Raw genomic sequence first — 15,956 nt, forward strand, 5'->3', positions numbered from 1 at the left:
TTACGCAGCCGATGGCGACGAGACCAAACATGAACCCACTGAATCAACTCCCCGACGACGACTTGCTGGCTTTGTTGATGGCCGACGACGTCGGTTCAGAGCATTCCATCAAGGCTTCCACCCATCGCGGCCCCACTCCCCTGTCCTTCGCCCAACAACGCCTGTGGTTCCTGCAACAACTCTCGCCCGACAGCAGCGCCTACAACCTGCCTAACGCGCTGCACCTGCGCGGCCCGCTGGATACATCGGCGCTCGCCGCGGCCTTGCAGCAGATCATCGACCGGCACGACGTGCTGAAAACCGCGTTCCAGACCGTCGATGATGAACCCCGGCAAGTGCTTGACCCGCAAGCCCGCATCCACGTGCGCGAAGAGAACCTCTCAGGCCTGGCACCGCACGCCCGTAGCACCGCCGTGACTGAGCGCCTGGCCGCCGAGGCCGGTGCACCGTTTGACCTGGGGCAAGCCCCGCTGATTCGCGCCACCCTGATCACCCTTGAGCGCGACGAGCATATCCTGCTGTTGAACATGCACCACATCGTCTCGGACGCCTGGTCCAACCCGATCCTGATGCACGACCTGATCCAGGCTTACCAACGCGCCTGCCAGGGCGATACCACGCCGCTGGCGCGACCTGCCATCCAGTACGCCGACTACGCCCGCTGGCAGCGCGAGGAGTACCCGAACACGCCGGCACAACAGCGGGCCGCCGACTATTGGGCGGGTTACCTGGGACGGGAGATTCCCACGCTGGACCTGCCTACCGAGTTCCCCCGCAATGCCGAACAACAACACCGTGCCGGCAATCTTCAACTGTCAGTGCCCACAGCCCTGAGCCAACAGTTGCACGGCTTCTGCCAGCAACAGGACCTGACGCCGTTTATCGTGCTGCTGGGCACCTGGCAACTGCTGCTCAGTCGCTACAGCGGCCAGCAGGATTTCACCGTTGGTGTGCCGAATGCCAGCCGTAATCAGAGCGAGACCCAGGACCTGGTGGGGTTCTTCGTCAGCAGCCAGATCTATCGCACGCAACTCACCGACGACCTGACCACAGGCGAGTTTCTCCAAGCGCTGCGCCAGCAATCGCGGGCGGCGATGGAACATGCCGACTACCCGATTGAACTGATCATCGAGCGCTTGCAGCTGCAACGCAGCACCCAGGCCAACCCGTTGTTCCAGACCCTGTTCAACTGGCGGGTGAGCCAGGATCAACCGATCGCTCTGACGCTGGGTGAGCTGAGCCTGGCGTTCCTGCCGGTGGCGCAACATGAGGCCAAGTTCGACCTGTCGATGGACGTGGACTACACGCCACAACAGATCATGGCGAGCATCGAGTACAGCACGGCACTGTTCGGCGCGGCGACGATTGAGCGCCTGGGACAGCACTGGCTGCGCTTGCTGCAAAGCCTCGTTGACGGGCCGCAACAGCGACTGGCCGAACTGCCGATGCTCGACCACGCCGAGCAACATCAGATGGTCAGCGCATGGAACGCCACCGCCACCCACTACCCGCTGCACCACAGCGTCCAGCAACTGATCGAAGCCCAAGTGGCGGCCACACCCAATGCCACGGCGCTGGTGTTCGGCGATCAACAGCTGAGCTATCACCAGCTCAACCAGCGCGCCAACCAGCTCGCCCACAAGCTGATGGAACTGGGCGTCGGCCCCGATGCACTGGTCGGTATCGCCACCGAGCGTAGCCTGGAGATGGTCATCGGCCTGCTCGCCGTGCTCAAGGCCGGCGCCGCCTATGTGCCGCTGGACCCGGAATACCCGCAGGACCGCCTCAGCTACATGATCGAAGACAGCGGCATTGGCCTGCTGTTGACCCAGCAGCACCTGCTCACGCAGTTGCCGATTCCGGCTGCGCTGCCGGTGCTGGCCCTCGATCAACTGGACGTCAGCGCTTATGCCGACACCAACCCGGAGGTCGCCGTTGACGGTGAAAACCTGGCCTACGTCATCTACACCTCAGGTTCCACCGGCAAGCCCAAAGGCGCCGGCAACCGGCATTCGGCCCTGACCAACCGGCTGTGCTGGATGCAACAGGCCTATGGGTTGACCGCCGACGATACCGTGCTGCAAAAGACCCCGTTCAGCTTCGACGTGTCGGTGTGGGAGTTCTTCTGGCCGCTGATGACCGGCGCCCGTTTGGCCGTTGCCGGGCCTGGCGATCATCGCGACCCGGCCATCCTGATCAGCCTGATTCAGCGTTACCAGGTCACGACCCTGCACTTCGTGCCGTCGATGCTGCAGGTGTTCCTGCTGGACGAACAGGTCGCCCAGTGCACCGGCCTGACACGCATCATCTGCAGCGGCGAAGCCTTGCCGGTGGACGCCCAACAACAGGTGTTCGCCAAGCTGCCGAACGCCGGGTTGTTCAACCTCTACGGCCCCACCGAAGCCGCCATCGACGTAACCCATTGGACCTGCCGCGAGGAAGGCAAGGCCAGCGTGCCGATTGGCCAGCCGATCGCCAACCTCACCACCTACATCCTCGATGCCGAGCTGCAACCGGTGCCCGCCGGTGTCATCGGCGAGTTGTACCTGGGCGGCGAAGGCCTGGCGCGCGGTTACCACCGCCGCCCTGCCCTTACCGCCGAACGCTTCATGACCAGCCCGTTCGGTGATGGCCAACGCCTGTACCGCACCGGCGACCTGGCCAGCTACCGCCCCGACGGCGTGATCGAATACCGTGGCCGTATCGACCACCAGGTAAAAATCCGTGGCCTGCGCATTGAACTGGGGGAAATCGAAACCCGCCTGATGGAACTCGATTGCGTGCGTGAAGCGGTGGTGATCGCGGCTGACGGGCAACTGGTGGCCTACGCCGTGCCCGCTCAAGCCCGTGACGCCGCTGAACTGCGCAGCGACATCAAACACCGTTTGAGCGAACACTTGCCCGACTACATGGTGCCGGCCCAGTTGATCTTCCTCGACCAACTGCCCCTGAGCCCCAACGGCAAACTGGACCGCAAGGCTCTGCCGAAACCCGATGCAAACCTGCTGCAAAAAGCCTACGTGGCGCCGCAGAGCCCGCTGGAACAGCAGATTGCCGCCATCTGGCAAGACGTGCTCAAGCGTGAAGCCGTCGGCCTTCACGATGACTTCTTTGAGCTGGGCGGACATTCACTGTTGGCTACCCAGGTCGTCTCCCGTGTGCGTCATGCCCTGAACACCGATGTGCCCCTGCGCAGCCTGTTCGAGTGCAGCACCTTGCAGGCGTTCGTCGCCACCTTGGCCCAAGAACCGGTCCGCCACGAGCCGCCCTTGGTCCGGGTCGCGCGCGACCAGCCGCTGCGCCTGTCTTACGCCCAGGAACGCCAGTGGTTCCTCTGGCAACTGGACCCTCAAAGCACCGCGTATCACATCCCGGCGGCCCTGCGCCTGCGCGGCCATCTGGACACCCAGGCACTGCAGCGCAGCTTTGACCACCTGATCGAGCGCCATGAAAGCCTGCGCACCTCGTTCACCCAGGACGGCGAGCGTACCGTCCAACAGATCGCCGCCCACGCTCCGCTGGCGATCAGCGTCGAGTCACGGCTGGGCGCAGAGGAGCAGGCGATCCAGGCGTGTGTTGAACACGAAATCCAGCAGCTGTTCGACTTGCAGCATGGCCCGCTGCTGCGGGTCAAACTGCTGAAACTGGCGGATGACGATCACGTCCTGATCCTCACCCAGCACCATATTGTCTCCGATGGCTGGTCGATCAACGTGATGATCCAGGAGCTGATTGCCCTGTACGCCGGTTTCAGCCAGCAGCAACCCGTCAGCCTGCCTGACCTGCCCGTCCAATACGCCGACTATGGCGTGTGGCAGCGCCAGTGGATGGAGGCCGGAGAGCGCGAGCGCCAACTGGCCTACTGGACCGAACAGTTGGGTGGCGAGCAGACGGTATTGGAACTGCCCGCCGACCACACCCGGCCGTCGGAGCAAAGCTACCGCGGCGCCCAATTGGAACTGGCGCTGGGCCACGAGCTGAATCAGTCGCTCAAGCAATTGGCCCAGCAGCAAGGCGTGACGTTGTTCATGCTGTTGCTGGCCTCGTTCCAAACCCTGTTGCATCGCTACAGCGGGCAAACCGACATCCGTGTCGGTGTGCCGATTGCCAACCGCAACCGCGTGGAAACCGAAGGGCTGATCGGGTTTTTCGTCAACACCCAGGTGCTGCGCGCAGAGCTCAACGGCCAGGCGCGGTTTGTCGACGTGCTGCAACAGGTCAAACACCACGCCTTGCAAGCCCAGGCTCATCAGGACCTGCCCTTCGAGCAACTGGTGGAAGCCCTGCAACCGGAGCGCAGCCTCAGCCACAGCCCGCTGTTCCAGGTGATGTACAACCATGCCAGCGTGCAGCCGCAAAACAGCGTCAGCCTGCCCGGCCTGAGCCTTGAAGTCTTGGAAGGCACGCTACCCAGCACCCAGTTTGACCTCTCGCTGGACACCACCGAGTCCGCCGACGGTCTGCTGGCCACCCTCACCTATGCGATCGACCTGTTTGAAGCCTCAACCGTCCAGCGCCTGGCCGGGCATTGGCAAAACCTGTTGCAGGCCATCGTCCGTAACCCGCAGCAACGCCTGGGTGAAATGGACATGCTTGGGCATGAAGAGCGGCACCTGATGCTCCATGACTGGAGCAGTGCCACCCTCGATTACCCAAGTGAACAACGGGTTCATCAGCTGTTTGAAGCCCAGGTGGCGAAGCAACCATCAGCCCCGGCCTTGCTCTTCGAAGACCGCCAGTTGAGTTACGCCGAACTCAACGCCCAGGCCAATCGCCTGGCTCGCCATCTGGTGAGCCTGGGCGTCGGGCCCGACGTGCTGGTGGGGATTGCCGTGGAGCGCGGCCTGGACATGATCATCGGCTTGCTGGCGGTGCTCAAGGCCGGTGGCGCCTACGTGCCTCTGGACCCTGAATACCCGCAGGATCGGTTGCTGTGCATGATCGAAGACAGCGGCACGCAACTGATGCTGACCCAGAGCCACTTGCGCGAACGCCTGACGATTCCTGCCGAGGTGGCGCACCTGTGCCTGGACCAGAACCAAGCCTGGGTCGATCTGGACGACAGCAACCTGGTCAATCGTGCCCATGCCGATAACCTTGCGTATGTGATGTTCACCTCCGGCTCCACTGGCCGGCCAAAAGGCGTGGGCATCAACCAGTCCTCGCTGACTCGCCATGCCTACGTGTCGTTGGGGTTCTTCAATCTCAATGGCGGCGACCGCATCCTGCAGTTTTCCACCTTCAACTTCGACGGTTTCGTCGAGCAGCTGTACCCGGCCCTGATCTGCGGCGCGTCGGTGGTGCTGCGCGGCACCGAAATCTGGGACACCGAGACCTTCTACCACGCCCTGATCAAGCACCAGATCAGCGTGGTCGACCTCACCACGGCCTACTGGAACCTGCTGGCCAAGGATTTTGCCGCGGCTGGCCCACGGGATTACGGGCGCCTCAAGCAAGTGCACGCCGGTGGTGAAGCCATGCCGCCAGAAGGCCTCGCCGCGTGGAGCCAGGCCGGCCTTGGCCACGTCAAATTACTCAACACCTACGGCCCGACTGAAGCCACGGTGACGGTCACGGCCCTTGATTGCACCGACTATGTAACCGGCGCACGCCCCACGCCCTTGACCATGCCCATCGGCAAGGTCCTGGCCGGACGCAGCATTTACCTGCTGGACGACAGCGGTGCCCCGGCGCCGATTGGCGTGGTGGGCGAACTGGTGATCGGCGGCGAGTTGCTGGCGCGGGGTTATTTCAATCGCCCGGACCTGACGGCCGAGCGCTTCATGCCCGACCCGTTCAGCCAAAGTGGCGGCCGCTTGTACCGCACCGGCGACCTTGCGCGCTACACCCCCGACGGGGTGATCGAGTACGTCGGCCGGATCGACCATCAGGTGAAGATTCGCGGGTTCCGTATCGAGTTGGGCGAAATCGAAGCCCGACTGCTCGAGCACGACATGGTGCGAGACGCCATCGTCCTCGCCCAACCGGCCGCCAGCGGTTTGCAGTTGGTGGGTTATGTGGTGCCCGAGGCCACGGCCGTGCCGCACGCAGAGCTGCGCCAGTCGATCAAAGCCTCGCTGGCAGCCGTGCTGCCGGACTATATGGTCCCGGGCTTCCTGATGTTCCTTGATGTATTGCCCCTGAGCCCGAACGGCAAGCTGGACCGTAAAGCGCTGCCCAAGCCGGATGCCAGCCAACAGCAAAACCACTATGTGGCGCCGCGAACGGCCCTGGAAATCCAGGTCGCCGGAATCTGGCAAAGCGTGCTCAACCTTGAGCAGGTGGGCCTCACGGATGACTTCTTCGCACTGGGCGGCCATTCGTTGCTGGCAACCCAGATCATCTCCAGGGTGCGTCAGGCCCTGGGGCTGGATGTCGCCCTGCGCAGCTTGTTCGAACGCAGCGTGCTCGGGGATTTCGTCGTCGGCCTGGACGGTCGCGCGCGGCAGCATGAGCTGCCATTGGTGCCCGTCGAACGCACTCAATCGCTGCCCCTGTCCTACGCACAGGAGCGCCAGTGGTTCCTCTGGCAATTGGACCCGCACAGCGCCGCGTACCACCTGCCGGCCGCCCTGCGCCTCAAGGGCGCGCTGGATGTCGCGGCGCTGGAGCACGCGTTCAATCAACTGATCGCGCGTCACGAAGCACTGCGCACCACCTTCGTGGTGGACAACGAACACCCCCGCCAAATCATCGCCGACCAGGCACCGCTGGCGTTGGTGGTCGAGACGCTGAACGGCACGCCGGACGACGCCACGATCAAGGCCTTTGTGGAGCACGAAACCCGGCAACTGTTCGACCTCCAAAACGGCCCACTGCTGCGGGTCAGGCTGCTGCGTCTGGCGGACGATGAACATGTACTGGTACTGACCCAGCACCACATCGTTTCCGATGGCTGGTCGGTGCAGTTGATGGTGGAGGAACTGATCAGCCTGTACGGCGCCGCCCAATCTGGACAGCCTCACGCACTGGCACCGTTGCCCATCCAGTACGCCGACTATGCCGCCTGGCAACGGCAATGGATGCAAGCCGGCGAGCGCGAACGTCAACTGGCGTACTGGACCGGCCAGTTGGCCGGTGAACACAGCGTATTGGAGTTGCCGACGGATCGCCCGCGCCCGGCGGAACAAAGCTACCGAGGTGCCCACCTGTCAATTACCCTGGCGCCTGGCCTGGGCGATGCCGTGCACGCCTTTGCCCATCGCGTTGGCGTGACGCCGTTCATGCTGTTGCTGGCGTCTTTCCAGACCCTGTTGCACCGCTACAGCGGCCAAAACGATATCCGCGTCGGTGTGCCGATTGCTAACCGCAACCGGGTCGAAACCGAGGGGCTGATTGGCTTCTTCGTGAACACCCAAGTCATGAAAGCCGAGTTCAGCTCGCACCTGCGGGTCGAGGCTCTGCTGCAACAGGTCAAGCAACATGCACTGGATGCCCAGGCGCATCAGGACCTGCCATTCGAACAATTGGTGGAGGCCTTGCAACCGGAACGCAGCCTCAGCCACAACCCGCTCTTCCAAGTGATGTTCAACCACCAGAGTGCCGACAAACCCAGCGCCACCGAACGTCCGTCACTGCCTTCGGCGTTGCAGGTCGAGGGATTGGACTGGGAAGGCAGCACCTCGCAATTTGACCTGACCCTCAGCACCAGCGAATCGGCCGAAGGCTTGAGCGCGACCCTGACCTACGCCACCGACCTGTTCAACGCCACCACCATCGAGCGCCTTGGGCGGCATTGGCAACAGCTGCTGCACAGCCTGATTGCCGACCCACAACAGCGAGTTGCAGATTTGGCGATGCTCGACCACGCCGAGCAGCAGCACATTGTCAGCGCGTGGAACGCCACCACCACCCACTACCCGCTGCACCACAGCGTCCAGCAACTGATCGAAGCCCAAGTGGCGGCCACACCCAATGCCACGGCGCTGGTGTTCGGCGATCAACAGCTGAGCTATCACCAGCTCAACCAGCGCGCCAACCAGCTCGCCCACAAGCTGATGGAACTGGGCGTCGGCCCCGATGCACTGGTCGGTATCGCCACCGAGCGTAGCCTGGAGATGGTCATCGGCCTGCTCGCCGTGCTCAAGGCCGGCGCCGCCTATGTGCCGCTGGACCCGGAATACCCGCAGGACCGCCTCAGCTACATGATCGAAGACAGCGGCATTGGCCTGCTGTTGACCCAGCAGCACCTGCTCACGCAGTTGCCGATTCCGGCTGCGCTGCCGGTGCTGGCCCTCGATCAACTGGACGTCAGCGCTTATGCCGACACCAACCCGGAGGTCGCCGTTGACGGTGAAAACCTGGCCTACGTCATCTACACCTCAGGTTCCACCGGCAAGCCCAAAGGCGCCGGCAACCGGCATTCGGCCCTGACCAACCGGCTGTGCTGGATGCAACAGGCCTATGGGTTGACCGCCGACGATACCGTGCTGCAAAAGACCCCGTTCAGCTTCGACGTGTCGGTGTGGGAGTTCTTCTGGCCGCTGATGACCGGCGCCCGTTTGGCCGTTGCCGGGCCTGGCGATCATCGCGACCCGGCCATCCTGATCAGCCTGATTCAGCGTTACCAGGTCACGACCCTGCACTTCGTGCCGTCGATGCTGCAGGTGTTCCTGCTGGACGAACAGGTCGCCCAGTGCACCGGCCTGACACGCATCATCTGCAGCGGCGAAGCCTTGCCGGTGGACGCCCAACAACAGGTGTTCGCCAAGCTGCCGAACGCCGGGTTGTTCAACCTCTACGGCCCCACCGAAGCCGCCATCGACGTAACCCACTGGACCTGCCGCGAAGAAGGCAAGGCCAGCGTGCCGATTGGCCAGCCGATCGCCAACCTCACCACCTACATCCTCGATGCCGAGCTGCAACCGGTACCGGCCGGTGTCATCGGCGAGTTGTACCTGGGCGGCGAAGGCCTGGCCCGGGGTTACCACCGCCGCCCTGCCCTCACCGCCGAGCGCTTCATGACCAGCCCGTTCGGTGATGGCCAACGCCTGTACCGCACCGGCGACCTGGCCAGCTACCGGCCCGACGGCGTGATCGAATACCGTGGCCGCATCGACCACCAGGTAAAAATCCGTGGCCTGCGCATTGAACTGGGGGAAATCGAAACCCGCCTGATGGAATTGGACTGCGTGCGCGAAGCGGTGGTGATCGCGGCTGACGGGCAACTGGTGGCCTACGCCGTGCCCACTCAGGCCCGTGACGAAGCTGACCTGCGCAGCGACATCAAACACCGTTTGAGCGAACACTTGCCCGACTACATGGTGCCGGCCCAGTTGATCTTCCTCGATCAACTGCCCCTGAGCCCCAACGGCAAACTGGACCGCAAGGCCCTACCGAAACCCGATGCAAACCTGCTGCAAAAAACCTACGTGGCGCCGCACAGCCCGCTGGAACAGCAGATCGCCGACATCTGGCAAGACGTGCTGAAACTGGAACGCGTCGGCCTGAACGACAATTTCTTCGAACTGGGCGGTGACTCCATCATCTCCATCCAGGTGGTCAGCCGCGCCCGCCAGCAAGGCATCGCCTTTACACCCAAGGAACTGTTCCAACACCAGACCGTGCAAGGCCTGGCCAGCGTGGCCCGTATCGGCGCAAGTGCCCAGGTGATCGATCAAGGCCCAGCCACCGGCCCGCTCACGTTGCTGCCGATTCACCAGGTGTTTTTTGAAACGGCGATCCCTGAGCGCCATCACTGGAACCAGTCGGTACTGCTCCAACCTGCGCAACCGCTGGTGGCCGAGGCACTGCAACAGGCGTTGCACGCGGTGATTGAGCACCACGACGCCCTGCGTTTGAGCTTTGCGCAACACCCCGGCGGCTGGAGCGCCCAGTACCGGCCAATGGTCGACTGGCAGTTGCAACAGATTGACGCCACCGCCGAGCAATTGTCGGACCTGTGCGATCAAGCCCAAAGCAGCCTCGACCTGCAACACGGCCCGCTGATCCGCGCCTTGTTGATCCACTTGGCTGACGGTACCCAGCGCTTGTTGTTGGTGATCCACCACCTGGCAGTGGATGGCGTGTCCTGGCGGATTCTTTTTGAAGACCTGCAAAACGCCTATCAACAGGTTAGCGACCAGCAGCCGGTGCAGCTGCCGGCCCGCACCAGTTCGGTCAAGGCCTGGGCCGAGCGCCTGCAACGCCGCGCGCAAAACCAGACGTCCCAGGACGAGCTGAACTACTGGCTGGCGCAACTCGACACCAACACGCCCGACCTGCCATGCGAACGTCCCCATGGCAGCCTGGACAATCGCCACAGCCACACGCTGCATACCCACCTCGACGCCCGGCAGACAAAACAATTGCTGCAGCAGGCGCCCAAGGCCTATCGAACGCAGATCAACGACTTGCTGCTGACGGCCCTGGCACGTGTCATCAGCCGCTGGACCGGCGCCCCGCACTGCCTGATCGAGCTGGAAGGTCATGGCCGCGAAGACCTGTTCGATGACATCGACCTGACCCGCACGGTGGGTTGGTTCACCAGCCTGTTCCCGGTCAAGCTCGTGCCGGCCGCCAACCTTGGCGACTCCATCAAGCAGATCAAGGAACAGTTGCGGGCAATCCCCGACAAAGGCCTTGGCTATGGCGCCCTGCGCTACCTGGGCACGCCGCAGGCACGGGCCAGCCTCGGCGCCTTGCAGGCACCACGCATCACGTTCAACTACCTTGGCCAGTTCGACGGCAGTTTCGATGCCAGTCAGGGCTCGTTGCTGGCCCCTGCCGCCGAAGGCAGCGGCCGTGAGCAGGCGCTGAATGCGCCACTGGGCAACTGGCTGAGCCTCAATGGCCAGGTATACGGTGATGAACTGACCCTCGGCTGGCAATTCAGCCGGGAGATGTTCGACGAAGCGACCATTGCGCACCTGGCCGATGACCTCAAGCGCGAGCTGCTGGCCCTGATCGAGCATTGCTGCGACACCGCTAACGTGGGGGTCACGCCGTCCGACTTCCCGCTGGCGCGGATCAGCCAGGCACAACTGGATCGCCTGCCGGTGCCGTTGCCACAAGTCGAAGACGTCTACCCGTTGTCGGCGATGCAACAGGGCATGCTGTTCCACACACTGGAAGCACCGGAAAGCGCTCTGTACGTGAACCAGATGGCCGTCTCGGTCACCGGCCTGGACGTTGCGCGGTTCACCGCAGCCTGGAACGCCGTGATTGAGCGCCATGAAATCCTGCGTACCGGGTTCTGGGCCGACAACCAACTGGCCGAACCGCTGCAAGTGGTCTATCGCGCGGCGACGATGCCTGTCGACGTACTCGACTGGCAGCAACGGGACGTCACCGCCCAAGACCTGGAGGTACTCGCGAGCCAGGATTGCGCCCGTGGCTTCGAACTTCTGCGTGCGCCGCTCACACGCCTGACCCTGGTGCAGCTCGACCCGCAAACGCACTACCTGATCTGGACCAGCCACCACATCCTCATGGACGGCTGGTCCAACTCGCGGCTGTTGGGTGAAGTCTTCGCGATCTACAACGGCCAGGCCGCACCGGCCAAACGCGGGCATTACCGCGATTACATCCGCTGGCTGCAAGATCAATCCCAGGCGGTACTGGAGCAGTTCTGGAAAACCAAGCTCCAGGACTTGAACGGCACCTCGTCCCTCGCCAACAGCCTATCGCCCAAACCGGCCATGGAATTGGAAGGCCACGCGGCGCTGTATCTGAATTGGGATGCGCTGCAAACCGCACACTTGCGTGAGCAGGCCCAACGTCTGCGCGTCACCCCGAACACGCTGATCCAGGCCACGTGGTTACTGCTGTTGCAGCGCTATACCGGCCAGGACACCGTGTGCTTCGGCGCGACGGTCGCGGGTCGTCCGGCCAGCCTGCCAGGCTCGGAGGACATGCTCGGGCTGTTTATCAACACCTTGCCCATTATCCAGACCCCGCAACCGCACATGCCCGTCGCCCAATGGCTGCAAGCGTTGCAGGCCTATAACCTGGAAGTGCGCGACCACGAGCACGCGTCCCTGGCGGACGTACAACGCTGGTCGGGCCAAGGTGGCCAGCCGCTGTTTGACAGCATTCTGGTGTTTGAAAACTACCCGGTGGACGAACGCCTGCAGGAAGCCGGGCAAGAACGCCTGAGCTTTGGCGACGTCAGCAGCCGCGATGTGACCAACTTTGCCATGGACCTGGCGATCAACCTCGGCGACACCCTGAAGATCGAGTTCCTGTACCTGCGCAACCGCTTTACCGAGGCCGCCACCGCACAAATCCTGCGCAGCTTTGAAACCCTGCTGCTGGAACTGCTCAACAACGCCCAGGCCAACGTCGGCAGCCTCACTATGCTGGCAGGCACCGAACAGCAACTGTTGCTGCAACGTAACGTGCTGAGCCCAGCCATGGCACCACGCGCCCACCTGGCACAGGTGATCCGTCAACACGCACTGGAGCGCCCTGACGCAGTGGCGGTGGTGTGCGACGGGATCGAGTTGAGCTACGGCGAACTGGATGCCCGGGCCAACCGCCTGGCCCACTGCCTCATGGCCCAGGGCATCGGGCCGGAGATGTTCGTTGGCGTCGCTCTGGAGCGTTCGGTGGACGTCATTGTCGCGTTCTATGGCGTCATGAAAACCGGCGCCGCCTACGTGCCGCTGGACATTGACTACCCGCAGGACCGCGTGCAGTGGATCGTCGAAGACTCTGCCATGAGCGTACTGATCAGCCAGCACTCGCTGCGGTCGCGCTTCGACGGCCTGGGCGAGGCGACGCTTATCGACCTGGATCGCCTGCCGCTGTCGGACTGGCCGGCGACGTGCCCGGCGCCGCAGGTGCACGACGATAACTTGGCTTATCTGATTTACACCTCGGGCTCCACTGGCAAGCCCAAGGGCGTCGCCGTGACCCATGGGCAAATTCGCATGCATTGCCAAGCGATTGCCGAGCGTTACGAGATGGACAGCGGCACCCGCGAATTGCTGTTCATGTCGTTCGCCTTCGACGGTGCCCAGGAGCGTTGGCTGTCGACGCTGCAAAGCGGCGGGTGCCTGGTGGTGCGGGGTAACCAGCTGTGGACACCGGAAGAAACCTGGCAGGCGCTGCACGCCCACAGCATCAGCATCGCCTGCTTCCCTCCGGCGTATCTGCAACAGCTGGCCGAGTACGGCGACAGCCAAACCGATGCACCACCGCCCGTGCGCATCTACTGCTTCGGCGGGGACGCGGTGGCCGAGGCCAACTTCGAGCTGGTCAAACGCGTGCTCAAGCCGCAGTACCTGACCAACGGATACGGCCCCACCGAAACCGTGGTTACGCCGCTGCTGTGGAAAGTGAGTGCCGACGAACGCTGCAACGCGGTGTACGCGCCGATCGGCACCCGCGTCGGTGAACGTACCCTGTATGTGCTGGACGAACACCTCAACCCCGTGCCCGATGGCGTGGCGGGCGAGTTGTACATCGGCGGCGAAGGCGTTGCCCGTGGGTATCACCAGCGGCCCGGCCTGAGCGCCGAACGGTTTGTGGTTGACCCGTTCGCTGCCAACGGCACACGCCTGTATCGCACCGGAGATCTGGTGCGCCAACGCCCCGACGGCGTGATCGACTACCTTGGCCGCCTGGACAACCAGGTGAAAATCCGCGGTTTCCGTATCGAACTGGGAGAAATTGAGTCACGCCTGCGCGAGATCCCCGACGTGCAAGACGCCGTGGTGGTCGCCCGCGATACGGCCGGCGGCAAGCAACTGATCGGTTACGTGGTGGCCGACGCTTCGGCCGGGCTGGGCGAACGCCTGCGTGCAGCTTTGCAGGTGGAATTGCCCGACTACATGGTGCCGGCGCAAATCCTCGCGCTTCCGGCCTTCCCGCTCAACCCCAACGGCAAGTTGGACCGCCTGGTCCTGCCTGACCCGGACTTCAAAGGCCGCGCCTTCGTTGCACCGCGCAATGCGTTGGAGGCACAACTGGCAGCGATCTGGCAGGAGGTGCTGGAGTTGGAGAGCGTAGGCGTCACCGACAACTTCTTTGAATTGGGCGGCGACTCGCTGCGCATTCTCAAGGTGCTGTCGAAGGTGCGCAGCCAGCCGGATATCGGCATCGAACTGAAACTGCGGGACATGATCGGCAAACCCACCATCGCTGAGCTGTCCGGGTTTGCCGAGGACGATGCCAGCCTTAATCCGCTGCTGCTGCTCAACAGTGAAACGACGCACAGCTCGCCGTTGTTCTGCCTGCATGCCGGTTTTGGCACGGTGTTCGACTACGAGCCCCTGGCCCGTCGCCTGGATGGACAGCGCAGCGTCTACGGCCTGCAATGCCGCATGCTGCTGGACCGTCAGTGGAACGATGATTCCCTGGCGTCCATGGCCATCGATTACAGCCAGTACATCCGCCAGCAGCAGGCCAGCGGCCCGTACCACCTGGTGGGCTGGTCGCTGGGCGGCACCCTCGCGGTGCTGGTGGCCCAGGAGCTGGAAAGCCAGGGCCAACGCGTGGAGTTTCTCGGCCTGGTGGACAGTTTTGTGCCCACTGGCGAAGACGTCTTGAGCGACGACTGGAGCGACGACTTGCGCGGGTTCCTCGCGGTACTGTTCGGCCTGTCGGCCGAGGCCTTGCCAGCCTTCGACGTCAGGGCGACGACGGACAGCGCGGTGCTGGAGCAACTGATCGCACAGGTCCAGTCAGGCGCTGCCGCGCGTTCGGTGTACGCCGCAATCAGCACCGAGGAGCTGGCTCACACGTTCCAGGTAGCGATGAAACTCAAGGCGTTGTCCACGGGACTGGACGGCTTGCCGCCCACCCGGGCGCAAGCCCATTGCTGGTGGGCCAAGGCGCTTGCCGACCAGCCGGCATCGAACCTGGCCAGCGCCCGGAGCAACGAACAAATCGCCGCCGGCCACTACGACATGCTTAACCACCCGACCCTGCTTCAGGGTCTGTTGCAGCACCTGGCGCTGCAACCCGTAGCCAGTTGAAACGTCGCCGCCCCTGATGGTCAGGGGCGGCGCTTCAGCCTATTTCACAAGGAACATGCAATGCCCCTGGACCCTGATCTCGAAGGTTTTCTGGAATTGGCGCAGATGGGTCGCCTGACCGGTAAAAGCCAACCCATGCACGCACTGAGTGTTGAACAGGCACGGCGGGAGTTCGAACAGACTTCGGCCATTCTCGACCCCAGCCCGCCGGGGTCGGTGGTGGTCACCCACCTGACGGTCACCGCCCGCGATGGCCATGCACTGCCCGCCCGTCTTTACCGGGCACCCGGCACCGCGCAATTGCCGGTGATTGCGTACTTCCACGGCGGCGGTTACGTGGTGGGCAGCCTGGACTCCCACGACTCCATCTGCCGCAGGCTCGCGGCCAGCGGTCAGTACGCGGTGTTCGCGCCCAGCTACCGTCTGGCGCCACAGGCGAGCTTCCCGACCGCAGTGAATGACAGCCTCGACGCCGCCAATTGGCTGGCCGAACAGGCCGGCAACCTGCAACTGGACAACCGCCGGATTACCCTGGCGGGTGACAGTGTGGGGGCAACGCTGGCGACCGTCCTGGCGATCACCGCAGTGAAGGCGCCGCAACAACTGGCGTTCAAACCCTGGGCCCAGTTGCTGTTTTACCCGGTCACTGATACCTCGCGGCAGCGTGATTCCCATCGCCACTATGCCGAGGATTACCTGCTGGAAACGGCCACGCTGGAATGGTTCTACCAACACTATTGCCCGAACGCCCAACAGCGCCTGGACTGGCGAGTCTCGCCGTTGCTGGCCGAAGGGCTGACTGCGCTGGCACCGGCCTATATCAGCCTGGCCCAGTACGATCCGCTGTATGACGAAGGGCAGGCGTACGCCCAGATGCTGGCCGCGAGCGGCACAGCGGTCAGCCTGCACGTGCAGTCGGGGCTGACCCATGACTTCCTGCGCATGAACGGCATTACCAGCGCGGTTGCAGGCATTTATGAAGGCGTGTTGAGTTGGTTGGGGGAACAGCGCTAAGCAACACTTGACCGTTCCCGC

2 protein-coding genes are annotated in these 15,956 nt (G+C 63.5%); both read left to right on the forward strand.

Going from position 1 to position 15,956, the window contains the following annotated elements:
* The first annotated feature begins 29 nt into the window (after positions 1 to 29).
* Positions 30 to 14,921, forward strand: coding sequence for a non-ribosomal peptide synthase/polyketide synthase (locus G9Q84_RS26045; protein ID WP_181644311.1), 14,892 nt, complete (start codon positions 30 to 32; stop codon positions 14,919 to 14,921).
* A 60-nt stretch (positions 14,922 to 14,981) separates the two neighbouring features.
* Positions 14,982 to 15,935: an alpha/beta hydrolase gene (locus tag G9Q84_RS26050; protein ID WP_181644312.1), complete on the forward strand. Its 954-nt coding sequence runs from the start codon at positions 14,982 to 14,984 to the stop codon at positions 15,933 to 15,935.
* Positions 15,936 to 15,956 lie beyond the last annotated feature (21 nt).

It is taken from the genome of Pseudomonas sivasensis, assembly GCF_013778505.1.
In the GTDB taxonomy this organism is placed as follows: domain Bacteria; phylum Pseudomonadota; class Gammaproteobacteria; order Pseudomonadales; family Pseudomonadaceae; genus Aquipseudomonas; species Aquipseudomonas sivasensis.